We start from the raw sequence: 21,348 nt of genomic DNA on the forward strand, positions 1-21,348 counted from the left end.
CTCAGTTCTGGGTGCGGGATACAGGTCGAGCTTGCCACGCGCTCTCCAGGGGTGGTGTTCCCGTGGGGAGTCGTCGTGGCAAGCCCGACCGACAAGCTGCTGGTGCTACTTGATGGATCCGCCCGCGGCGACGATCTTCTGCTCGGCAGAGCTGGAGACCTTGTCGACCGCGACGTTCAGCGTAACCGCAATGTCCCCGTCGCCGAGAACCTTGACCTTCTCGTTCTTGCGAACGGCACCCTTCGCGACCAGGTCGCTGATGGTGACGTCGCCGCCCTGAGGGTAGAGCTCCGCGAGAGCGGACAGGTTCACGACCTGGTACTCGACGCGGAACGGGTTCTTGAAGCCGCGGAGCTTCGGGGTGCGCATGTGCAGCGGCATCTGCCCACCCTCGAAGCCGACGCGCACCTGGTAGCGGGCCTTGGTGCCCTTGGTGCCGCGACCCGCGGTCTTTCCCTTGGATCCCTCACCGCGACCGACGCGAGTCTTCGCCTTCTTGGCGCCGACTGCGGGACGGAGGTGGTGGACCTTGAGCACGTGCTCCTTGGTCGAGGCCTGCTCGGGAGTCGTGGACTCCGCGACGGCCTGGTTCTTCTCAGCCATTAGTCAATCTCCTCGACCTTCACCAGGTGGGCGACGGTCTTCACGTATCCGCGGTTCTGAGAGTTGTCCTCGCGGACGACGCTCTGACCGATCTTCCTGAGGCCGAGCGAGCGCAGCGTGTCGCGCTGGTACTGCTTCTCGCTGACCTTCGACTTGATCTGGGTCACCTTGAGCTGGGCCATCAGGCACCTGCCTTCGACTTGGACGCGGCGGCGAGGGCGTCGGCCTCGGCACGGACGAGCCGGGGCGGCGCGACCTGGTCGAAGTCGAGCCCGCGACGAGCTGCGACGGCGCGCGGCTCCTCGAGCTGCTGCAGGGCCGTCACCGTCGCGTGGACGATGTTGATGGTGTTCGACGAGCCGAGCGACTTGCTCAGGACGTCGTGGATGCCGGCGCACTCGAGCACGGCGCGGACGGGACCGCCGGCGATGACACCGGTACCCGCGGCGGCGGGGCGCAGGAGCACCACACCGGCAGCGGCCTCACCCTGGACGGGGTGCGGGATGGTCGACGCGACGCGGGGGACGCGGAAGAAGTTCTTCTTCGCCTCCTCGACGCCCTTGGAGATGGCGGTGGGGACCTCGCGGGCCTTGCCGTAGCCGACTCCGACGAGCCCGTTGCCGTCGCCGACGACGACGAGCGCGGTGAAGCTGAAGCGACGACCGCCCTTGACGACCTTCGACACGCGGTTGATGGTCACGACGCGCTCGAGGAACTGGCTCTTCTCGGAGTCGCGGCCACCGCGGTCGCGGCCACCCTGGTTGCGGTCACGGCCGCCACGACGGGGCTCGCGAGCCTCCTGCTGGGGCTGCGTGGACGCAGCGGTCTCGACGGGGGCCTCCGACACGGCGGCGACCTCGGGTTCCTTGCTCTCTGCGGCGGTCACAGGTTGAGCCCTGCCTCTCGTGCTCCATCGGCGATCGCGGCGACGCGACCGGCGTACTTGTTGCCTCCGCGGTCGAAGACGACCGCCTCGACTCCTGCGGTCTTCGCGCGCTCGGCGAGAAGCTCGCCGACCCGGCGGGCCTTGGCGGTCTTGTCACCGTCGAACACGCGGAGGTCGGCCTCGAGGGTCGACGCGGACGCGAGGGTGCGACCCTGCGCGTCGTCGACGATCTGCACGAAGACGTGACGGGCCGATCGGTTGACGACGAGACGGGGGCGCTCGGCGGAGCCGACGACCTTCTTGCGCAGACGGTCGTGACGACGACCGCGCGCAGCGGACTTGCTCTTTCCTCTGGTTCCGAGTCCCATGATCACTTACCGCTCTTTCCGGCCTTGCGGCGAACGACCTCGCCGGCGTAGCGCACGCCCTTGCCCTTGTAGGGCTCGGGCTTGCGGATCTTACGAATGTTGGCGGCCACTTCGCCGACGGCCTGCTTGGAGATGCCGTGCACGGTGACCTTGTTGTTGCCCTCGACCGTGAACGAGATGCCCGCGGGAGGGGTGACGACGACCGGGTGCGAGAAGCCGAGGGCGAACTCGATGTCCGAGCCCTTCACCAGCACGCGGTAACCGGTTCCGACGACCTCGAGGCCCTTGGAGTAGCCCTGCGTGACACCGACGATGTCGTTCGCGATGAGCGTCCGGGTGAGGCCGTGGAGCGAGCGCGACTCGCGCTCGTCGTCGGGGCGGGACACCAGGACCTGGCCGCCTTCGACGGCGACCTGGATGGGGCTGGCGACCGGGACGGTCAGCTCGCCCTTGGGGCCCTTGACGGTGACGACGGATCCGGCGACGGAGACGTCGACGCCCGCCGGGATCTCGATGGGGAGTCTTCCGATTCGCGACATGGGGTTACCACACGTAGGCGAGGATCTCCCCACCCACGCCCTTCTTCTCGGCCTGACGGTCGGTCAGCAGACCGCTCGACGTGGACAGGATGGCGACGCCGAGGCCACCGAGGACGGTGGGGATCTCGGTCGACTTCGCGTAGACGCGCAGTCCCGGCTTCGAGACGCGCTTGATGCCGGCGATGGAGCGCTCGCGGTTCGGTCCGTACTTGAGGGAGATGGAGAGCGTCGTGCCGACGCGCGCCTCCTCGACCTTCCAGTCGGAGATGTAGCCCTCGCGCTTGAGGATCTCGGCGATGTTCGCCTTGAGCTTCGAGCCGGGGAGGGCGATGGAGTCGTGGTGCGCGGAGTTCGCGTTGCGGATTCTGGTCAGCAGATCTGCGACCGGATCAGTCATGGTCATGGCTGATGGTGCCTTTCTCGCCTGGTTTCGGCACCCTTTACAAGAGTGACGACCTGTGGTGTGGGACGGCGCCGACGACGTCGACGCCCATGCGGCCGCGCGAGCGCAGGCCAACGAGCCATGGTACACGGCTGGAGGCCGGCGGTCGAGGGCCGACTGGCCGATCCGCCCGGAGACGGATCGGAGCTCTGAGGTGCAGCGGCACCGGTGCGGGGCACCGGTGCGCGGGTGCACAGCGAGGCCGGAGGGCGGGTGATCCGCCCTCCGGCCTCGGAGGTCGTGCTACGCGTTGTCCGCCGACTTGAACGGGAAGCCGAGCTGCTTGAGCAGCGCGCGACCCTCGTCGTCGGTCTTCGCGGTGGTGACCACGGTCACGTCGAAGCCGCGGACGCGGTCGATGCGGTCCTGGTCGATCTCGTGGAAGATCGACTGCTCCGTGATGCCGAAGGTGTAGTTGCCGTTGCCGTCGAACTGGCGGTCCGAGAGACCGCGGAAGTCGCGGATGCGCGGCAGCGCCACCGAGAGCAGGCGGTCCAGGAACTCCCACGCGCGGTCACCGCGAAGGGTGACGTGCGCGCCGATGGCCTGGCCCTCGCGCAGCTTGAACTGCGCGATGGACTTGCGGGCCTTCGTGACCAGGGGCTTCTGGCCCGTGATCGCGGTGAGGTCCTTGACGGCGCCGTCGATGATCTTGCCGTCGCGGGCAGCCTCACCGACTCCGGTGTTCACGACCACCTTGACCAGGCCGGGGACCTGGTGGATGTTCGAGAAGCCGAACTGCTCCTTGAGAGCGGGGATGATGTCGGCCTGGTACTTGGCCTTGAGCCGCGGCTGAACCTTCGCAGCCACTGCGGTGGTGTCAGTCATTACAGTTCCTCACCCGACGCCTTCGCGTAGCGCACGCGAACGGTCTTGGTCACGCCGTCCTTGGTGACGGCCACGTTGCGGTGGCCGACCCGGGTCGGCTTCTTGGTCTTCGGGTCGACGATCGCGACGTTCGAGATGTGGAGCGGGGCCTCGATGGTCTCGATGCCGCCCTCCTTCGAGCCGCGCTGCGACTGGCCGACGCGGTTGTGCTTCTTGACGAAGTTCACGCCCTCGACGACGACGCGGTTCTTCTCGACCAGGACCTCGAGAACCTTGCCCTGCTTGCCGCGGTCTCCGCCGCGGGCCTGGGTCGCGCCCGAGATGACCTGCACGAGGTCACCCTTCTTGATCTTGGCCATGACTAGATAACCTCCGGTGCCAGCGAGACGATCTTCATGAACTTCTTGTCGCGGAGCTCGCGACCGACCGGTCCGAAGATGCGGGTGCCGCGGGGGTCCCCGTCGTTCTTCAGGATCACGGCGGCGTTCTCGTCGAACTTGATGTACGAGCCGTCGGGACGACGGGTCTGCTTGATGGTCCGGACGATGACGGCCTTGACCACATCGCCCTTCTTGACGTTTCCGCCGGGGATCGCGTCCTTGACGGTCGCGACGATGATGTCACCGAGGCCGGCGTAGCGGCGGCCGGAGCCACCGAGGACGCGGATGGTGAGGAGCATCTTGGCGCCGGTGTTGTCGGCGACCTTGACTCGGGATTCTTGCTGAAGCATGTGTCTCTCCTGCTAACTCAAGCGGGCCGCGGCCTACTTGGCCTTCTCGAGGATCTCGACCAGGCGCCAGCGCTTGGTGGCGCTGAGGGGACGGGTCTCGCTGATGACGACGGAGTCGCCGATGCCGGCGGAGTTCAGCTCGTCGTGGACCTTGACCTTGGACGTGCGGCGGATGACCTTGCCGTACAGCGGGTGCTTCACCCGGTCCTCGACCTCGACGACGATGGTCTTGTCCATCTTGTCGCTGGTGACGTAGCCGCGACGGGTCTTGCGGTAACCGCGAGCGCCCGCCTCCTTGACGTCGTGGGCGGCCGACTCGTGGCCGGCGCTGTCAGTGACGGTTGCCATTACTTGGCCTCCTCGTTCGACTCGGTCGCCTCGACCTCGGCCTTGGCGGCCTTCTTGGTCTTCGGCTTCTTCTCCGCCTTGGCCGGGGCCTCGACGGGTGCGGGGGTGGCGCGAATGCCCAGCTCGCGCTCACGGATGACCGTGTAGATGCGGGCGATGTCGCGCTTGACGGCACGCAGGCGGCCGTTGGTGTCCAACTGGCCGGTGGCCGACTGGAAGCGGAGGTTGAACAGCTCCTCCTTGGCCTTCTTCAGCTCCGTGACGAGACGCTCGTCCTCGAAGGTGTCGAGCTCGGTGGGAACGAGCTCCTTGGATCCGATCGCCATTATGCGTCTCCCTCCTCGCGCTTGATGATGCGTGCCTTGAGGGGCAGCTTGTGGATGGCACGGGTCATGGCCTCGCGAGCGAGCTGCTCGTCGACGCCGGCGACCTCGAAGAGGACGCGGCCCGGCTTGACGTTCGCGACCCACCACTCCGGCGAGCCCTTGCCGGAACCCATGCGGGTCTCGGCGGGCTTCTTGGTCAGCGGGCGGTCGGGGTAGATGTTGATCCACACCTTTCCGCCGCGCTTGATGTGGCGCGTCATGGCGATACGAGCGGACTCGATCTGACGGTTGGTCACGTAGGCCGGGGTGAGGGCCTGGATGCCGAACTCACCGAACGACACCTTGGTGCCACCGGTGGCCTGGCCGGAACGGCCCGGGTGGTGCTGCTTGCGGTGCTTGACTCGACGCGGAATCAACATGGTTATGCCTCAACTCCTGCTGCGACGGGCGCCTCGCTCTGCTGGCGGGGGGCGCGACGCGGACGGTCGCTGCGCTCGGGGCGCGACGACTTGCTGTTCGCCTGCTCCCGCGCGAGCTCCTTGTTGGTGATGTCGCCCTTGTAGATCCAGACCTTCACGCCGATGCGGCCGAAGGTGGTCTTCGCCTCGTAGAAGCCGTAGTCGATGTTCGCGCGGAGGGTGTGCAGCGGCACGCGTCCCTCGCGGTAGAACTCCGAGCGGCTCATCTCGGCGCCGCCGAGGCGGCCGGAGACCTGGATGCGGACGCCCTTGGCGCCGGCGCGCTGCGCGCCCTGCAGACCCTTGCGCATCGCGCGGCGGAAGGCCACGCGGGCGGAGAGCTGCTCGGCGATGCCCTGCGCGACCAGCTGAGCCTCGGCCTCGGGGTTCTTCACCTCGAGGATGTTCAGCTGGATCTGCTTGGCGGTGAGCTTCTCGAGGTCGGCGCGGATGCGCTCGGCCTCGGCGCCGCGGCGACCGATCACGATGCCCGGGCGGGCGGTGTGGATGTCGACGCGGACGCGGTCGCGGGTGCGCTCGATCTCGATGCGGGCGACGCCCGCGCGGTCGAGCTGCGTGGCGAGGAGCCGGCGGATCTTGACGTCCTCAGCGAGGAAGTCGCTGTACCGCTGGCCCTTCTTGGTGCTGTCGGAGAACCAGCGCGACACGTGGTCGGTGGTGATTCCCAGACGGAAACCGTAGGGGTTTACTTTCTGACCCATTACTTGGTCCCCTCCTCAGGAGTGGCCAGCACGACGGTGATGTGGCTGGTGCGCTTGTTGATGCGGAAGGCACGACCCTGAGCACGGGGCTGGAATCGCTTGAGGGTGGTTCCCTCATCGACGAAGGCGCGGGACACGAACAGGTCCTGGTCGTCGAGGTACTCGTTCGAGGCATCGGCCTTGACGCGAGCGTTGGCCATCGCCGAGGCGACGAGCTTGTAGACGGGCTCGGACGCACCCTGCGGGGCGAACTTGAGGATGGCCAGGGCCTCCTCCGCCTGCTTCCCGCGGATCAGGTTCACGACACGGCGAGCCTTCTGGGGGGTGACGCGGATGTGTCGCACGCGTGCGATCGACTCCACCATTTCTCTCCTCCTTCTCGTCGCCGCGTCAGCGGCGACGGCCCTTCTTGTCGTCCTTCTCGTGACCGCGGAAGGTCCGAGTGGGGGCGAACTCGCCGAGCTTGTGGCCGACCATGGTCTCGGTCACGAACACGGGGATGTGCTTGCGACCGTCGTGGACCGCGATGGTGTGACCCAGCATCGCCGGGATGATCATCGAGCGGCGCGACCAGGTCTTGATGACGTTCTTGTTGCCGGCTTCGTTGGCCGTGAACACCTTGCGGAGCAGGTGGTCGTCAACGAAGGGGCCCTTCTTGAGACTGCGAGGCATCTTCTACAACTCCTACTTGCGCTTCTTACCGGCGGTGCGGCGGCGAACGATGAGCTTGTCGCTCTCCTTGTTGGGGCGACGGGTGCGTCCCTCGGACTGACCCCACGGGCTGACCGGGTGGCGTCCACCGGAGGTCTTGCCCTCTCCACCACCGTGCGGGTGGTCGACCGGGTTCATCGCGACACCGCGGACGGTCGGGCGGACGCCCTTCCAGCGCATGCGGCCGGCCTTGCCCCAGTTGATGTTCGACTGCTCGGCGTTGCCGACCTCGCCGATCGTGGCGCGGCAGCGGGCGTCGACGTTGCGGATCTCGCCCGACGGCAGGCGGAGCTGCGCGTAGGGGCCGTCCTTGGCGACGAGGCGGACCGAGGTGCCGGCCGAGCGGGCGAGCTTCGCGCCGCCGCCGGGCTTGATCTCGATCGCGTGGATGACCGTACCGGTCGGGATGTTGCGCAGCGGCAGGTTGTTGCCGGGCTTGATGTCGGCACCCGAGCCCGACTCCACGACGTCGCCCTGCGAGAGCTTGTTCGGAGCCAGGATGTAGCGCTTGGTGCCGTCCACGAAGTGGAGCAGCGCGATGCGCGCCGTGCGGTTGGGGTCGTACTCGATGTGAGCGACCTTGGCGTTGATGCCGTCCTTGTCGTTGCGACGGAAGTCGATCAGACGGTACTGGCGCTTGTGGCCACCACCGATGTGACGCGTCGTGATGCGACCGGAGTTGTTGCGACCGCCGGTCTTGGACAGCGGGCGAAGGAGCGACTTCTCGGGCGTCGATCGGGTGATCTCGGCGAAGTCGGCAACGCTGGAGCCGCGGCGACCGGGGGTCGTGGGCTTGTACTTACGAATAGCCATTGTCTGTTTCCTCTACGCTTCTTCGGCTCAGCCGACGCTCGTGAAGATGTCGATGGAGCCGGACTTCAGCGTGACGATCGCGCGCTTCGTGTCCTTGCGCTTGCCGGTTCCGAACTTCGTGCGGCGGGTCTTGCCCTGACGGTTCAGCGTGTTGATCGACGCGACCTGCACACCGAAGATCTTCTCGATCGCGAGCTTGATCTCGGTCTTGTTGGAGCGCGGGTCGACGACGAAGGTGTACTTGCCCTCGTCGATCAGGCCGTAGGACTTCTCGGACACCACCGGGGAGATGATGACGTCGCGGGGGTCCTTGTTGAACGCGGCGGACTGGCTCATGCGTTCACCTCTTCCTTCTTGGCGCCGGACTTCGCGGCGACGAACGCGTCGAGCGCAGCCTTCGTGAAGACGATGTCGTCGGAGACGAGCACGTCGTACGCGTTGAGCTGGTCGGACGGCAGGATGTGCACGAACGGCACGTTGCGGAGCGAGAGCTCGGCGATGTAGTCGTCGCGCTCGAGGACCACGAGGACGTTGCGCGACACCGAGAGGGCGTCGAGCAGGACGAGGACGTCCTTCGTCTTCGGGGTGTCGCCGAGGGCGAGGGACTCGACCACGTGCACGCGCGAGCCGCGAGCGCGGTCCGAGAGAGCGCCGAGCAGAGCCGCGGCGATCATCTTCTTGGGAGTGCGCTGCGCGTAGTTGCGCGGGTTCGGTCCGTGGACCACGCCACCGCCGGTCATGTGGGGGGCGCGGATCGAGCCCTGACGAGCGCGACCGGTTCCCTTCTGCTTGAACGGCTTGCGGCCGGCTCCCGAGACCTCGCCACGGTTCTTCGTGGAGTGGGTGCCCTGGCGCGCCGCGGCGAGCTGCGCGACGACGACCTGGTGGATCAGGGGGATGTTGGTCTGGACGTCGAAGAGCTCGGCGGGGAGCTCGAACGCGCCCGACTTCTTGCCCTGGACGTCGATGATGTCGACAGAGGTAGCCATGGAACTACGCTCCCTTCACGGCGTTGCGAACGAACACGAGGCGACCGCGCGCACCGGGGACGGCGCCCTTGACGAGCAGCAGGCCCTTCTCGGCGTCGACGGAGTGCACCTTGAGGTTGAGCACGGTGACGCGCTCGCCACCCATGCGACCGGCCATGCGCATGCCCTTGAAGACACGGCTGGGGGTCGAGGAGGCGCCGATGGAGCCGGGCTTGCGGTGGTTGCGGTGCGAACCGTGCGAAGCCGAGACGCCCTTGAAGTTGTGACGCTTCATGACACCGGCGAAGCCCTTGCCCTTGGAGGTGCCGACGACGTCGACCTTGGTGCCGGCTTCGAAGACGGCGTCCACGGTCAGCTCCTGGCCGGCCGAGTAGTCGGCGGCGTCGGAGGTGCGGACCTCGGTGAGGTGGCGGCGGGGGGTGACGCCCGCGGCGTCGAAGTGACCGGCAGCGGGCTTGTTCACCTTGCGCGGGTCGATCGCACCGGCGGCGAGCTGGACGGCGGTGTAGCCGTCCTTCTCCTCCGTGCGGACCTGGGTAACGACGTTGGGGCTGATCTCGATGACCGTGACGGGGACGAGCTTGTTGTTCTCGTCCCAGACCTGGGTCATTCCGAGCTTGGTGCCGAGGAGGCCCTTGCTGGTCTTCAGCGTGGGGGAAACAGTGACAGACATGGTGGCACTCCTCCTTAGAGCTTGATCTCGATGTTGACGTCGGCCGGGAGGTCGAGGCGCATCAGCGAGTCGACGGCCTTGGGCGTCGGGTCGATGATGTCGATGAGGCGCTTGTGGGTGCGCATCTCGAAGTGCTCGCGGCTGTCCTTGTACTTGTGGGGAGAACGGATCACGCAGACCACGTTCTTCTCCGTCGGAAGCGGCACGGGGCCGACGACCGTTGCACCGGCACGGGTCACCGTGTCGACGATCTTGCGCGCCGACGTGTCGATGACCTCGTGGTCGTACGACTTCAGTCGGATGCGGATCTTCTGTCCCGCCATGTGTGATCTCTCACTCTCTTGTTATTGCGTCGTACGCCACTCCCCCGGCCGGAGCCGGACTCGTGTCGCATAGGACGCGCTCGCGAAGGAACATCCGGAGAACCGGAGAAGTGCACCAGTGTTCTTCTGTCAAAAGCACCGCGCTCGAGGCGCTCTGAGAGCCGTGCAGAACGCACGACGCACGGAGAGCCCGTTGAGTTGTCGGTTGTTGTCGTTCTGCTACCCGCCGCCTCGACGTCGCACTCGCGGGGCCGCCCTCTCGGGTCGAGCCGCTGCGGCGCCGTCTCGGCACTGCCTGGCAGTGTTCGCCCCGCGCGGCCCTGGTCGAGTGGACGCAGCGTCGTGCGGGAGGAAATTTTGAACTAGAAGAGTCTCTCACGGAACAGCGACCCGTGCAACCCGGGCGTGTCGCGTTGCACGCCTCCTCCGCCGCCGCCGGTCCGCCGCGGGATTCCGGGCCGCGAGGGGCCCGGACCCTGGGCACCGCTCACTCGAAGAGCAGGGCGCGCAGGGTGGTCTCGGCCGACCCGGGCCGCGACGGATCGATGGTCTCGCCCGCCCGGAAGTGGTCGAGGACGCGGGGGTCGACGTAGCTCGCCCTGGCGACCGTCGGGGTGTTCCCGAGGACCTCCGACGCGTCCTTCATCGCCTGCGAGATCGCCTTCGTGCGCAGCCGCTGCGTGGGCTGCGGACCGGTCCGCGCGAGGCTGAGCGCCGCGGCGACCGTGCCGTGCAGCGTGCGGAAGTCCTTCGCGGTGAAGTCGTCGCCGGCGCGCTCGCGCACGTAGTCGTTGATGTCGGCGGCGGACACCGGGCGCCAGACCCGGCCGTCCTTCCAGGCCAGGAGCCGGGCGTTCGGGCCGCGGCGCTTCAGCGCCCGCACGACCCGGGCGAGGTCGTGATCGAGGATCTCGCTCGTCCAGGCCTGGTGGCTCTTGCCGGGGAAGGCCAGCGCGACGCGATCGCCGTGGGTCGTCGCGTGCGAGCAGAGCAGCGTCGTGAGGCCGATGCTGCCGTGCTCCTTCGCGTACTGCTCGCTGCCCACGCGGAGCGAGCCGGTGTCGAGCATCCGGAAGCCGGTGGCCAGGGCGCGGTCACGGGTCGGACCGTCCTCGCGCAGCGCGACGGTGACCCGGCGGCGGGCGGCCGGGAGCGCCTCGGCCAGGCGGAGCGCCCGGTCGAACTTGATCCGGTCCTTCTGCTCGCGCCAGGTCGGGTGGTAGATGTACTGCCGGCGGCCGGCGCCGTCGACGCCCGTGGCCTGGATGTGGCCGTTGGGGTAGGGCGCGATCCAGACGTCCTGCCAGGCGGGCGGGATGCCGAGGTGCTCGAAGCGCTCCCGCAGCTCCGGGTCCGTGACGGTGACGCCCTTGGGGTCGCGGTAGCTGAAGCCGGAGCCCGAGCGCACCCGGGTGTACCCGCGTCCGCTCGAATCGGTCCTGCGGAGTCGTTGGGTCAGCGCATCAGCCATCGACCCGACGATAGGACGGGGGCGCCGTTCCCGGCACAGGGTTGACGGGCGCCCCCTCGGTCCTGAGCTACTCGTTGCCGATGCGCTTGTCGGCCTGGCGCTTGAGGTCCTCGATGCGGTCGTCGTACTTGCCCTTGGTGAGGCGGCTGGCGATGTCGCCGGTCTTCTCGAGGACCTGGTCCGAGACGCCCTCCGCCTTCTCGCTGCGCAGAGTGTCCTGGACCTTCTTGCTGTTGAAGAGCTCGCCGGCCTGTCGTCCGAGCTTGCCGAGATCCACCATGGTTCCTCCTTGATCCGTGCGGGCAGGGGCCTCGCGAGCATCAGTGTGGCGACACCGCCTGGACGAACGGTGCGGGACGCGCCGGGAGCTCAGAGCGCGAGCACGCGCGACGCCGCCTCGCCCAGCGCACGCCCGTAGGAGGGACCGTGCCCGGCGGCGTGCACCGCGAGCGGGTGGAGCTGGTGCAGCGGCACGCGATCGGCGGCTCCCGAGCGCAGCGGGTGGACCTCCTCGTAGCCGGCGAGGACGTCGTCGAGGTGCGGCAGCCCGAACAGCGCGAGCATCGCGAGGTCCGTCTCGCGGTGGCCGCCGTGCGCTGCCGGGTCGATGAGCACCGCTCCCCCGTCCGACCAGAGGACGTTGCCGTTCCAGAGGTCGCCGTGCAGGCGGGCCGGGACGTCGTCGTCGTCGAAGGTCCCCGCCGAGACGAGCTCGAGGGCGCTCTCGACCGTCGCCGCGTCGCGGGCGGAGAGGTTCCCCGCCTCGACGGCCGGACGGAGGAAGGGCCGGACGCGCTGCTCGGCGTAGAACCGGCCCCAGGACTCCTCGGGGGTGCAGGGCATCGCGCGGCGGCCGATGAAGGCGGGGCCGGACCAGCCCGTGGGCGGCGCGCCGTAGGTCTCGGCTCCGGAGTCGTGGGTGCGTGCGAGGGCGCCTCCGAATCCGCGGGCCGTCTCGCGCGTCGGTCGCGCGGGCGCGATCTCCTCGAGCTCGATCCGACCGTGACGCACCTCCAGCACTTCGGCGCAGCGCACACCCCCGGCTCCCTCGGCGTCAGCCAGCCAGCGGAGCCCGGCCGCCTCCCACTCGAAGAAGTGATCGGGCGCGGACGGGTTCGACTTCACGAAGGGCATGCCTCCACGCTAGCCAGACGCCGGCCCGGGAACGACGAGAGGGGCCGCCCGCCGAAGCGGACGACCCCTCTCGAGAGATCAGTAGGAGAACCTACTTGACGATCTTGGTGACCGTTCCGGCACCCACGGTGCGGCCACCCTCACGGATGGCGAAGCCGAGGCCCTCCTCCATGGCGATCGGCTGGATCAGCGCGACCGTCATGTCGGTGGTGTCGCCGGGCATGACCATCTCGGTGCCCTCGGGCAGCGTGATGACGCCGGTGACGTCGGTGGTGCGGAAGTAGAACTGCGGGCGGTAGTTCCCGTAGAACGGGTTGTGACGCCCACCCTCGTCCTTGGACAGGATGTACGCGGTGCCCTCGAAGTCGGTGTGCGGCGTGACCGAACCCGGCTTGACGACGACCTGGCCGCGCTCGACGTCCTCGCGCTTGGTGCCGCGGAGGAGCAGACCGCAGTTCTCGCCGGCCCAGGCCTCGTCGAGCTGCTTGTGGAACATCTCGATGCCGGTGACCGTGGTCTTCTGCGTCGGGCGGATGCCGACGATCTCGACCTCGGAGTTCAGCGAGAGGGTGCCGCGCTCGGCGCGACCGGTGACGACGGTTCCACGACCGGTGATCGTGAAGACGTCCTCGATCGGCATGAGGAACGGCTTGTCCTTGTCGCGGACCGGGTCCGGGACGGAGGCGTCGACGGCGTCCATGAGGTCGAGGATGGACTGGGTCCAGGTCTCGTCGCCCTCGAGGGCCTTGAGGCCGGAGACGCGCACGACGGGCGCGTCGTCGCCGGGGAAGCCCTGCGAGGACAGCAGCTCGCGGACCTCGAGCTCGACGAGCTCGAGGATCTCCTCGTCGTCCACCATGTCGGCCTTGTTCAGCGCGACGAGGAGGTAGGGGACGCCGACCTGCTTGGCGAGGAGGACGTGCTCACGGGTCTGAGCCATGGGGCCGTCGGTGGCGGCGACCACGAGGATCGCGCCGTCCATCTGCGCCGCGCCGGTGATCATGTTCTTGATGTAGTCGGCGTGACCCGGGGCGTCGACGTGCGCGTAGTGGCGCTTCGGCGTCTCGTACTCGACGTGCGAGATGTTGATCGTGATGCCGCGCTGGCGCTCCTCGGGAGCGGAGTCGATCGACGCGAAGTCACGCTGAACGTTGGTCGCGGACGGGTACTTGTCCGCCAGAACCTTCGAGATCGCCGCGGTGAGGGTGGTCTTTCCGTGGTCGACGTGACCGATGGTTCCGATGTTGACGTGCGGCTTGGTCCGCTCGAACTTGGCCTTAGCCACTGTGGGTCCTCCTCAGGACTTAGGTGCAAGCATCCGCATCCGACGCCGCACGGGGCGGCACGAGGACAGGAGGACTTGCGGGGGTTTTGTGTAGGTATGTTACCGGCAGTGGTCGCGCGGGCCATCCGATGAGGATCCGAGGCGCGCAGAACGCGGCAGCAAACCCGCACGACACTACCAGGCCCGCCGCGGTTCCGCAGAACCGCGGCGGGATGGGGACGAGTGCTACTCGCCCTTGTTCTTCTGGACGATCTCCTCGGCCACGGCCTTGGGGACCTCGGCGTAGGTCTCGAACGTCATCGAGTAGACCGCGCGGCCCGAGGTCTTCGAGCGCAGGTCGCCGATGTAGCCGAACATCTCGGACAGCGGGACGTTGGCCTTGATGACCTTGACGCCCGCGGCGTCCTCCATCGACTGGATCATCCCGCGACGCGAGTTGAGGTCGCCGATGACGTCGCCCATGTACTCCTCGGGCGTGCGGACCTCGACGGCCATCAGCGGCTCGAGGAGGACCGGCTGCGCCTTGCGCGAGGCCTCCTTGAACGCGATGGAGCCGGCGATCTTGAACGCCATCTCCGAGGAGTCGACGTCGTGCGCCGCGCCGTCGGTCAGCGTGGCCTTGATGCCGACCATCGGGTAGCCGGCGAGGACGCCGACCAGCATGGCGTCGCGGATGCCCGCGTCGACCGAGGGGATGTACTCGCGGGGGACGCGACCACCGGTGACGCCGTTGACGAACTCGTAGGTCTTGTCGGCCTCGACCTCCATCGGCTCGATGGAGATCTGGACCTTCGCGAACTGGCCCGAGCCACCCGTCTGCTTCTTGTGGGTGTAGTCGTACTTCTCCACCGTGCGGCGGATCGTCTCGCGGTAGGCCACCTGCGGCTTGCCGACGTTGGCCTCGACGTTGAACTCGCGCTTCATGCGGTCCACCAGGATGTCGAGGTGCAGCTCGCCCATTCCCTTGATGACCGTCTGACCGGTCTCCTGGTTCTGCTCGGTGCGGAAGGTGGGGTCCTCCTCCGCGAGCTTCTGGATCGCGGTGCCGAGCTTCTCCTGGTCGGCCTTCGTCTTGGGCTCGATGGCGACCTCGATGACGGGCTCCGGGAAGGTCATCGACTCGAGCACGACCTGCGCGTTCGGGTCGCTCAGGGTGTCACCGGTGGTGGTGTCCTTGAGGCCGATGACGGCGTAGATGTGGCCGGCGGTGACCGAGTCGACCGGGTTCTCCTTGTTGGAGTGCATCTGGAAGATCTTGCCGATGCGCTCCTTCTTGCCCTTGGTCGAGTTGATGACCTGGGCGCCGGAGTCGAGCTTGCCCGAGTAGACGCGGACGTAGGTGAGGCGACCGAAGAACGGGTGCACCGCGACCTTGAACGCGAGCGCCGAGAAGGGCTCGGTCGAGTCCGCGTGGCGCATGATGACCTTCTCCTCGTCGCGGACGTCGTGCGCCTCGATGGCGGGGACGTCGAGCGGGGAGGGGAGGTAGTCGACGACCGCGTCGAGCATCGGCTGGACGCCGCGGTTCTTGAACGCGGAGCCGCAGAGCACGGGGTAGATGTCCGAGTTCACGGTCAGCTTGCGGATGGCGCCCTTGATCTCGGCGACCGTGAGCTCCTCACCGCCGAAGTACTTCTCGAGCAGCTCGTCGGAGGTCTCCGCGACGGTCTCGAGCAGCTTCTCGCGGTACTCGGCGGCCTTGTCGGCCAGATCCGCGGGGATCTCCTCGATCTCGTACTTCGCGCCCAGCGCGACGTCACCCTTCGAGTCGCCGCGCCACGTGAGCGCGCGCATCTCGACGAGGTCGACGACGCCCTCGAAGCTGGACTCCGCGCCGATGGGCAGCTGGATGACCAGCGGCTTGGCGCCGAGGCGGTTGATGATCGTGTCGACCGTGAAGTAGAAGTCGGCGCCGAGCTTGTCCATCTTGTTGACGAAGCAGATGCGCGGGACGTCGTACTTGTCGGCCTGACGCCAGACGGTCTCGGACTGGGGCTCGACGCCCTCCTTGCCGTCGAAGACGGCGACGGCGCCGTCGAGGACGCGCAGCGAGCGCTCGACCTCGACCGTGAAGTCGACGTGACCGGGGGTGTCGATGATGTTGATCTGGTTCTTGTTCCAGAAGCACGTCGTCGCGGCCGACGTGATCGTGATGCCGCGCTCCTGCTCCTGCGCCATCCAGTCCATCGTGGCGGCGCCGTCGTGGACCTCACCGATCTTGTGCGTGATACCCGTGTAGAACAGGATGCGCTCGGTGGTGGTGGTCTTGCCGGCATCGATGTGGGCCATGATGCCGATGTTGCGGACCTTGTTCAGGTCGGTGAGCACATCTTGTGCCACGGAGTTCCTCCGATAGGTGATGGAGCCAGCGCAACGGGTTCATGGCCGATCGGCTGGGTTCTGGTGGTGGCGGTCGCCCGTCCACGTCGGATCCGAGGATCCGCCGCCGGGTCCGGGCCGCGGCGCACGCGCGAAGGCGCGCGCCGCGGGACCGGGGGTCGCGCTCGCCCGGGGGCGGGCGCGGGGTGCGCTACCAGCGGTAGTGCGCGAAGGCCTTGTTCGACTCGGCCATCTTGTGGGTGTCCTCGCGACGCTTGACAGCGGCGCCCAGACCGTTCGACGCGTCGAGGATCTCGTTCATGAGACGCTCGGTCATCGTCTTCTCGCGACGGGCCTTCGCATAGCTGGTGAGCCAGCGGAGGGCGAGGGTGTTGGCGCGGTGCGGCTTGACCTCGACGGGGACCTGGTAGGTCGAGCCGCCGACGCGGCGGCTGCGGACCTCGAGGGTCGGACGGACGTTGTCGAGCGCCTTCTTCAGCGTGACGACGGCGTCCTGGCCGTTCTTGGTCGAGACTCCCTCGAGGGCACCGTAGACGATGCGCTCGGCGAGGCCCTTCTTGCCGTCCAGGAGGATCTTGTTCACGAGCTGGCTGACGACCGGGGCGCCGTAGACGGGGTCTGCGACGACGGGGCGCTTAGGAGCGGGTCCCTTACGAGGCATTACTTCTTCTCCATCTTCGCGCCGTAACGGCTGCGAGCCTGCTTGCGGTTCTTGACGGCCTGGGTGTCCAGGGCGCCGCGAACGATCTTGTAGCGGACACCGGGGAGGTCCTTCACACGACCGCCGCGCACGAGCACCATCGAGTGCTCCTGGAGGTTGTGGCCCTCACCGGGGATGTAGGCCGTGACCTCGGTGCCGTTGGAGAGCTTCACGCGGGCCACCTTGCGGAGGGCCGAGTTCGGCTTCTTGGGCGTGGTCGTGTAGACGCGCGTGCAGACGCCGCGCTGCTGGGGGTTGGCCTTCAGGGCGGGCGCCTTGGTCTTGGTGACCTTCGGCGAGCGTCCCTTTCGGACCAACTGCTGAATCGTTGGCACTGATTTGCTCCTTGAATGCTGCACGGTGACAGCGGATCGATGGTCGACATTCGGCCTGCCCGTCTCCGGGACGGCCGAGTTCATCTGGACCCGACTCCCTCTCGGCACCGACGTGCGGAGACCTGGAGGGGGAGGGGTATGCCGTGGGGGCCGCCCGATCGGACGAACCCGCGGGTCCTCGCGGACCCGGTGGAGCGAAGCGGCACCCGCGCCGACCCGGAGGCACGACACAAGCGCACGCCAAAGCGCACACCCGAAGAATATTACGGGGAGTGACGGGGGCGGTCAACCGAGCGGCGTTCGCCCTGGGAGAGAACGGCGCCCGGGGCCCCGCTCGCGGCAGGCCCCGCTCGCGTCGGGCCTCACTCGCGCTCGTCGCCCTCCCAGCCCCAGTGCGGGGTGCCGCCGCCGGCGTCGCGTCGGGCGAGCATCGCGAGGAAGAGGATCTGCACCGCGGCCGCGAGCACCCCGGCCGCGATCGCGAAGGGCGTCGCGGCGTGGTCGAGGACGAAGCGCAGGATCGCGCCCGGCTCCCCCACCCCCAGACCGTAGATCGCGCCGCCGACCAGCAGGAAGAGCGCGTACACGACCACGCCGGTCAGCAGCGACGGGCCGACGAGGCGGGTGACGCCCGGACGGGCGGCGAGCACGATCATCGAGACGAGGACGGCGAGGACGCAGACCGCGACGACGACCGGGCCGAGAATCGGACCGGCGTCGCGCTCGGGGACGACGTCCTGGTCGAGCAGCAGGCTGAGCACGCCGAACGCGCAGACCACGAGGGCGAGGTAGAGGAAGGAGGCGAAGGCGGCGAGGGCGATGCCGTAGCCGAGGCCCGCGCCGCGACCCTGCTCCCCCGGGCCCGCGGGCGTCACGACTGCGCGGCGGCGTCGCGCTCGGCGTTCCGGCGCGTCACGCGACGTCCGCGAGCCGCGATCAGACTTCCGCCCCAGACGCTGACCTCGCGGGCCAGCACCGCCGCGGCGGCGACGGCGAGGAGCGTCGCCGGATCGCGGAGGAAGTCGACGACGGCCGCGCGGTCCTGCGGCACGGCGAAGCCGCCCACGGCGGACCAGGCTCCGACCAGGGCGGCCGCACCGGCGAGGAGCGCGATGAAGAAGCCGCCGAGCACGTAGGCCCACCAGCCGGCTCGGTTGACGACGAGGACGATCAGGCCGAGTCCGACAAGGAACGCGGCGACCGGCAGGAGGAAGACGGCCGTCGGACCCTGGGCGAGCGCGACCGCCACCGGGTCGCCCTCGACGCCGTCGATCAGCAGGCGGATCGCGGTGAGGGCGACGAGGAGGAGGGCCGCGAAGACCGCGGTGGTGAGCAGGGCGATCGCGAGACCGGCCAGGCGGTTGCCCTTCCTGCGGACCGGCTCGATCTCGGGCTCGACGGGGCCGAGCGGGGAGGCGGCGGCGGGCTGCGACTCCTGCACGGCCGTCGCGCCGGTCACCGGGTGGCGGCCGCCGGGCTCCGGCTCGGGCCAGACGTACTCCCGGGTCGGCTCGGTCCCCCGGGTCGGCTCGGAGCCGTCGGTCGTCCCGGCCGCGGTCGGCATCCGCGTGGTCTCGGCATCGCTGTTCCCCGTCACCTGAACAGCTTAGGCACGGGTCCGCGCGGGGTGAGCGACCGCCGCGCGGCTCCTGGCGACGCGGTCGAGCGGGCGGCGGCCTACTCGAGGGGGTTCAGCAGGCGGTGCAGGAACTGCCGTGTGCGCGGCTCCTGCGGGTCGCGGAGGATGTCCGCGGGGGCTCCGCGCTCCACCACCACCCCGTCCGCCATGAAGACGACCTCGGAGGCCACGCGCCGGGCGAACTCGAGCTCGTGCGTGACGACAAGCATCGTCCAGCCCTCGCCCGCCAGCTCGCGCATCAGCGTGAGGACCTCGCCGACGAGCTCCGGGTCGAGCGCCGACGTCGGCTCGTCGAAGAGCAGGAGGTCGGGTCGGAGCGCGAGCGCGCGGACGATCCCGACGCGCTGCTGCTGCCCGCCGGACAGCTCGAAGGGGTAGGCGCCGCCGCGGCCGCCGAGACCGACGCGCTCGAGCAGCGCCTCCGCCTCGGGGACCACCTCGGACGCGGGCCGGCGCTGCACCCGCAGCGGGCCCTCCGTGACGTTCTGCAGGACGGTGAGGTGCGGGAAGAGGTTGAAGTGCTGGAAGACCATCGCGGACCGGTCGCGCAGCGCCGTGAGGGCGCGCTTGCCGACCGCGGCGTCGAAGTCGAGCCTCGAGCCGTCGGCGAGCTCGAGGACGCCGCCGTCGGGCACCTCGAGGCTGTTCAGCGATCGCAGCACGGTGGTCTTGCCGGAGCCGGACGGCCCGATCAGCGCGACGACCTCGCCGCGGCGGATCTCGAGGTCGATCCCGCGCAGCACCTCGACGCCGCCGAACGACTTGCGCAGCCCCGTGGCGCGCAGGACGGTGGCGGCGTCGGCCGGGCGGCCGGCGGCGTCGGAGGGAGCGTCAGCGGGCGACATAGCGGTCCAATCGCTTCTCGAGGAGGCTCTGGCCGCTGGAGAGAACGAGGCAGATGAGCCAGTAGATGAGGGCGGCCTCGAGGTAGAGCAGCATGAACTCGCTCGAGGCGGTGGCGATCTTCTGCGCCTGGCGGAAGAGCTCGGTGACGAGGATCAGCGACGCGAGCGAGGTGTCCTTGACCAGCGAGATGAAGGTGTTCGAGAGCGGGGGCACCGAGACGCGCGCGGCCTGCGGCAGGATGATCCGCCGCAGTGCGAGACCGCGGCCCATGCCGATGGTGTGCGCCGCCTCCCACTGCCCCTTCGGCACGCTGAGGATCGCGGCGCGGATCACCTCGGCCGCGTAGCCGCCGACGTTCAGCGCGAAGGCGATGATCGCACTCGGCCACGGATCGATCTTGAGGCCGAGGCTCGGCAGGCCGTAGAAGATCACGAACAGCTGCACCAGGAGCGGCGTGCCGCGGATCACCGAGATGTACGCGCGTGCGATCCACGCGAGCACCCGGACGCGCGACAGGCGCATCAGCGCGACGGCCAGCGCGAGCGCCAGGCCGAGCACGAAGCTCGACAGCGCCAGCGGGATCGTCCCGACGATGCCGCCCGACAGGATCGGCCAGAACGACCGGAGCAGTAGGTCCATGTCTTCTCCCGCCGGGGCGGGAGAAGACCGCGGTCGGCTTGTCGAGGTGGATGCGTGGGGCGGAGCGTGTGGCGCCCGCTTCCGAGAAATGCTGGCACGTGACGGTGGATCTCGATACGCCCGCTGCGCGGGCTACTCGATCAGCATGGTTGCGGGGCGGGCAGCCGACATGCTGGTCGAGTAGCCCCGGAGGGGCGTATCGAGACCCACCGATGCAGAGACGGCGGTCTTCAGGCGCCGTCTCGGCGACGGTGGATCTCGATACGCCCGCTGCGCGGGCTACTCGATCAGCATGACGCGGGCCGCTCGATCGGGGCTACTGGGAGACGTCCGCGCCGAAGTAGCGCTCGGAGATGGAGGCGAGGGTGCCGTCGGCGCGCAGCTCGTCGAGCGCGTCGTCGACCGCGGCGACGAGGTCGTCGGAGCCCTTCGGGAAGGTGAAGGCGCTCTCGGAGCTGTCGTCGGTGGTCACCGCGACCTTGAGGCCGGCGGCCTGGTCGGGGTAGGTGGTCGACCAGTCGAGCCAGGTGAGGCGGTCGTTCAGCGTCGCGTCCACGCGGCCCTGCTCGACGAGCGCCACGGCCTGGGCCCAGCCCTCGACGCCCTCGACGGTCGCGCCGCTGTCCTGCGCGAGCGTGTACCAGTTGCTCGACAGGGACTGCGCGGTCGTCTTGCCGGAGAGCGACTCCAGCGAGGTGATCTCGGTGTCGTCGGCCGGCACCACGACGACCCCGGGGCTGACCGAGTACGGCTCGGAGAAGTCGTACTTGGCGCTGCGCTCGTCGTTGATCGAGACCTGGTTGGCGATCACGTCGAAGCGGCCGCCGTCCAGACCCGCGAACATCGCGTCCCACTGGGTCTCCTCGAACTCCGGCTCGACGCCGAGCTTCTCGGCGACCGCGGTGATGACCTCGACGTCGTAGCCGGTGAGCTCGCCGGTGCCGCCGTCCGCGTGGAACGAGAACGGCGAGTAGGTGCCCTCGGTGCCGATGGTCAGCGTGCCGGAGTCCTGGACCTCGGCGAGCGTGAGCCCCGACGCGGTCGACGCGGTGCTGTCGCCGCCGGAGCCGGAGACGACGTCGTCCGTCGAGGCGGGGGCGCAGCCGGCGAGGACGAGGGCGGCGGCGGCCGCGGTCGTGCCGAGCAGGACTCGCAGCGAGGTGCGGGCGGGGAGGAGCGTCACAGTGTCTTTCCTTCGGT

The 21,348-nt window shown here is 68.7% G+C and carries 32 protein-coding genes; all 32 read right to left on the reverse strand.

The features are described 5' to 3' along the window. Positions 1-105: 105 nt before the first annotated feature. A complete protein-coding gene (gene rplO / locus HQQ82_RS06360; RefSeq protein WP_160087630.1) occupies positions 106-603 on the reverse strand; it encodes a 50S ribosomal protein L15 in 498 nt (165 codons plus the stop codon). Beyond that, entirely contained in the window at positions 603-785 is a 183-nt protein-coding gene (gene rpmD, locus HQQ82_RS06365) for a 50S ribosomal protein L30 (protein ID WP_173232138.1), read from the reverse strand. The genes rplO and rpmD overlap by 1 nt, the downstream gene beginning before the upstream one ends. After that, positions 785-1,450 carry a 30S ribosomal protein S5 gene (gene rpsE / locus HQQ82_RS06370; RefSeq protein WP_173232367.1) on the reverse strand — a complete coding sequence of 222 codons (666 nt, stop codon included), beginning with the start codon at positions 1,448-1,450 and terminating at the stop codon, positions 785-787. The genes rpmD and rpsE overlap by 1 nt, the downstream gene beginning before the upstream one ends. Before the next feature lie 35 nt (positions 1,451-1,485). Next, the gene (rplR, locus tag HQQ82_RS06375) at positions 1,486-1,857 is read right to left on the reverse strand and encodes a 50S ribosomal protein L18 (protein ID WP_173232366.1); all 372 of its coding nucleotides are present in this window, start codon (positions 1,855-1,857) and stop codon (positions 1,486-1,488) included. 2 nt (positions 1,858-1,859) lie between these two features. Beyond that, positions 1,860-2,396, reverse strand: coding sequence for a 50S ribosomal protein L6 (rplF, locus tag HQQ82_RS06380; protein ID WP_173232139.1), 537 nt, complete (start codon positions 2,394-2,396; stop codon positions 1,860-1,862). A gap of 4 nt (positions 2,397-2,400) precedes the next feature. Beyond that, positions 2,401-2,799 (reverse strand): 30S ribosomal protein S8, encoded by a 399-nt coding sequence (gene rpsH, locus HQQ82_RS06385; protein ID WP_123445051.1) that lies wholly within the window; start codon positions 2,797-2,799, stop codon positions 2,401-2,403. A 282-nt stretch (positions 2,800-3,081) separates the two neighbouring features. Beyond that, on the reverse strand, positions 3,082-3,666 hold the full coding sequence (rplE, locus tag HQQ82_RS06390; protein ID WP_173232140.1) for a 50S ribosomal protein L5: 585 nt from the start codon (positions 3,664-3,666) through the stop codon (positions 3,082-3,084). Next, positions 3,666-4,025 carry a 50S ribosomal protein L24 gene (gene rplX, locus HQQ82_RS06395; RefSeq protein ID WP_159985807.1) on the reverse strand — a complete coding sequence of 120 codons (360 nt, stop codon included), beginning with the start codon at positions 4,023-4,025 and terminating at the stop codon, positions 3,666-3,668. Before rplX ends, rplE begins: the two co-directional genes overlap by 1 nt. A 2-nt stretch (positions 4,026-4,027) precedes the next feature. Next, positions 4,028-4,396, reverse strand: a complete 369-nt coding sequence (gene rplN / locus HQQ82_RS06400) for a 50S ribosomal protein L14 (protein ID WP_056037314.1) — start codon at positions 4,394-4,396, stop codon at positions 4,028-4,030. 33 nt (positions 4,397-4,429) lie between these two features. Then, entirely contained in the window at positions 4,430-4,744 is a 315-nt protein-coding gene (rpsQ, locus tag HQQ82_RS06405; RefSeq protein WP_173232141.1) for a 30S ribosomal protein S17, read from the reverse strand. Next, complete coding sequence (gene rpmC, locus HQQ82_RS06410) at positions 4,744-5,070, reverse strand: 50S ribosomal protein L29 (RefSeq protein ID WP_056037322.1); 327 nt, start codon at positions 5,068-5,070, stop codon at positions 4,744-4,746. The genes rpsQ and rpmC overlap by 1 nt, the downstream gene beginning before the upstream one ends. Continuing rightward, positions 5,070-5,489, reverse strand: a complete 420-nt coding sequence (rplP, locus tag HQQ82_RS06415; RefSeq protein WP_068209436.1) for a 50S ribosomal protein L16 — start codon at positions 5,487-5,489, stop codon at positions 5,070-5,072. Before rplP ends, rpmC begins: the two co-directional genes overlap by 1 nt. Before the next feature lie 2 nt (positions 5,490-5,491). Continuing rightward, a complete protein-coding gene (gene rpsC, locus HQQ82_RS06420; RefSeq protein ID WP_056037327.1) occupies positions 5,492-6,250 on the reverse strand; it encodes a 30S ribosomal protein S3 in 759 nt (252 codons plus the stop codon). Next, positions 6,250-6,615 carry a 50S ribosomal protein L22 gene (rplV, locus tag HQQ82_RS06425; protein WP_123445044.1) on the reverse strand — a complete coding sequence of 122 codons (366 nt, stop codon included), beginning with the start codon at positions 6,613-6,615 and terminating at the stop codon, positions 6,250-6,252. The genes rpsC and rplV overlap by 1 nt, the downstream gene beginning before the upstream one ends. A gap of 25 nt (positions 6,616-6,640) precedes the next feature. Further along, positions 6,641-6,922 (reverse strand): 30S ribosomal protein S19, encoded by a 282-nt coding sequence (rpsS, locus tag HQQ82_RS06430; protein ID WP_055787078.1) that lies wholly within the window; start codon positions 6,920-6,922, stop codon positions 6,641-6,643. A gap of 12 nt (positions 6,923-6,934) precedes the next feature. Beyond that, on the reverse strand, positions 6,935-7,774 hold the full coding sequence (gene rplB / locus HQQ82_RS06435) for a 50S ribosomal protein L2 (protein WP_123445043.1): 840 nt from the start codon (positions 7,772-7,774) through the stop codon (positions 6,935-6,937). Between the two features lie 27 nt (positions 7,775-7,801). Next, a complete protein-coding gene (rplW, locus tag HQQ82_RS06440) occupies positions 7,802-8,110 on the reverse strand; it encodes a 50S ribosomal protein L23 (RefSeq protein ID WP_123702106.1) in 309 nt (102 codons plus the stop codon). After that, positions 8,107-8,763, reverse strand: coding sequence for a 50S ribosomal protein L4 (gene rplD / locus HQQ82_RS06445; RefSeq protein ID WP_173232142.1), 657 nt, complete (start codon positions 8,761-8,763; stop codon positions 8,107-8,109). Before rplD ends, rplW begins: the two co-directional genes overlap by 4 nt. A gap of 4 nt (positions 8,764-8,767) precedes the next feature. After that, the gene (gene rplC, locus HQQ82_RS06450; RefSeq protein ID WP_104224566.1) at positions 8,768-9,436 is read right to left on the reverse strand and encodes a 50S ribosomal protein L3; all 669 of its coding nucleotides are present in this window, start codon (positions 9,434-9,436) and stop codon (positions 8,768-8,770) included. A 14-nt stretch (positions 9,437-9,450) separates the two neighbouring features. Further along, positions 9,451-9,759, reverse strand: a complete 309-nt coding sequence (rpsJ, locus tag HQQ82_RS06455) for a 30S ribosomal protein S10 (protein WP_005050520.1) — start codon at positions 9,757-9,759, stop codon at positions 9,451-9,453. A 487-nt stretch (positions 9,760-10,246) separates the two neighbouring features. Beyond that, positions 10,247-11,230, reverse strand: coding sequence for a DNA topoisomerase IB (locus HQQ82_RS06460; protein WP_173232143.1), 984 nt, complete (start codon positions 11,228-11,230; stop codon positions 10,247-10,249). 67 nt (positions 11,231-11,297) lie between these two features. Then, a complete protein-coding gene (locus tag HQQ82_RS06465) occupies positions 11,298-11,510 on the reverse strand; it encodes an Rv0909 family putative TA system antitoxin (protein ID WP_173232144.1) in 213 nt (70 codons plus the stop codon). 89 nt (positions 11,511-11,599) lie between these two features. Continuing rightward, positions 11,600-12,364, reverse strand: a complete 765-nt coding sequence (locus HQQ82_RS06470) for a fructosamine kinase family protein (RefSeq protein WP_173232145.1) — start codon at positions 12,362-12,364, stop codon at positions 11,600-11,602. A 91-nt stretch (positions 12,365-12,455) separates the two neighbouring features. Then, entirely contained in the window at positions 12,456-13,649 is a 1,194-nt protein-coding gene (gene tuf, locus HQQ82_RS06475; RefSeq protein WP_133960599.1) for an elongation factor Tu, read from the reverse strand. 225 nt (positions 13,650-13,874) lie between these two features. After that, positions 13,875-15,989, reverse strand: a complete 2,115-nt coding sequence (fusA, locus tag HQQ82_RS06480) for an elongation factor G (RefSeq protein WP_173232146.1) — start codon at positions 15,987-15,989, stop codon at positions 13,875-13,877. 190 nt (positions 15,990-16,179) lie between these two features. Further along, positions 16,180-16,650 carry a 30S ribosomal protein S7 gene (rpsG, locus tag HQQ82_RS06485; RefSeq protein WP_056037355.1) on the reverse strand — a complete coding sequence of 157 codons (471 nt, stop codon included), beginning with the start codon at positions 16,648-16,650 and terminating at the stop codon, positions 16,180-16,182. Continuing rightward, positions 16,650-17,024 (reverse strand): 30S ribosomal protein S12, encoded by a 375-nt coding sequence (rpsL, locus tag HQQ82_RS06490; protein WP_055787040.1) that lies wholly within the window; start codon positions 17,022-17,024, stop codon positions 16,650-16,652. The genes rpsG and rpsL overlap by 1 nt, the downstream gene beginning before the upstream one ends. A gap of 362 nt (positions 17,025-17,386) precedes the next feature. Continuing rightward, on the reverse strand, positions 17,387-17,899 hold the full coding sequence (locus tag HQQ82_RS06495) for a DUF6121 family protein (protein ID WP_173232148.1): 513 nt from the start codon (positions 17,897-17,899) through the stop codon (positions 17,387-17,389). Further along, entirely contained in the window at positions 17,896-18,621 is a 726-nt protein-coding gene (locus HQQ82_RS06500) for a hypothetical protein (RefSeq protein WP_173232150.1), read from the reverse strand. The genes HQQ82_RS06495 and HQQ82_RS06500 overlap by 4 nt, the downstream gene beginning before the upstream one ends. A gap of 80 nt (positions 18,622-18,701) precedes the next feature. Continuing rightward, positions 18,702-19,508, reverse strand: coding sequence for an amino acid ABC transporter ATP-binding protein (locus HQQ82_RS06505; protein WP_173232153.1), 807 nt, complete (start codon positions 19,506-19,508; stop codon positions 18,702-18,704). Then, positions 19,495-20,148 (reverse strand): amino acid ABC transporter permease, encoded by a 654-nt coding sequence (locus HQQ82_RS06510; RefSeq protein ID WP_173232155.1) that lies wholly within the window; start codon positions 20,146-20,148, stop codon positions 19,495-19,497. The genes HQQ82_RS06505 and HQQ82_RS06510 overlap by 14 nt, the downstream gene beginning before the upstream one ends. Positions 20,149-20,464: 316 nt before the next feature. Next, positions 20,465-21,331, reverse strand: coding sequence for an amino acid ABC transporter substrate-binding protein (locus HQQ82_RS06515; protein ID WP_367947838.1), 867 nt, complete (start codon positions 21,329-21,331; stop codon positions 20,465-20,467). Positions 21,332-21,348 lie beyond the last annotated feature (17 nt).

The sequence above is a fragment of the Rathayibacter sp. VKM Ac-2856 genome, assembly GCF_013205055.1.
In the GTDB taxonomy this organism is placed as follows: Bacteria; Actinomycetota; Actinomycetes; order Actinomycetales; family Microbacteriaceae; genus Rathayibacter.